Annotated in this window: 1 protein-coding gene; it reads left to right on the forward strand. The window is 43.3% G+C overall.

The genetic code is table 11. The features are described 5' to 3' along the window. Positions 1 to 26: 26 nt before the first annotated feature. Positions 27 to 252 (forward strand): hypothetical protein (locus tag RG959_RS24570; protein ID WP_342799342.1); only part of this gene is annotated, 226 nt, incomplete at its 3' end.

Genomic DNA, 252 nt, shown 5'->3' on the forward strand with positions numbered 1-252 from the left:
CTGCACTACAAAGAGCGGATGATGCAATGGAATCTGTAGACTGGGGATCCCCAGGAAGTTCATCATCATTACGCCCGTATGTTCAATACCAAATCACTCACTTTGACGAACTTTTGTTAGGGGAAGATATAGCATTTACCCCGGTAATGAACAGAATTCAGTCACATTATAGAACAGCACTTGATGATACGAAGGATGCCCGTAATTACGCAGATGATAATTATGAAGAGACAGATACGGGCGATACAGGGG

Source organism: Domibacillus sp. 8LH (genome assembly GCF_038806185.1).
Lineage (GTDB): Bacteria > Bacillota > Bacilli > Bacillales > Domibacillaceae > Domibacillus > Domibacillus indicus_A.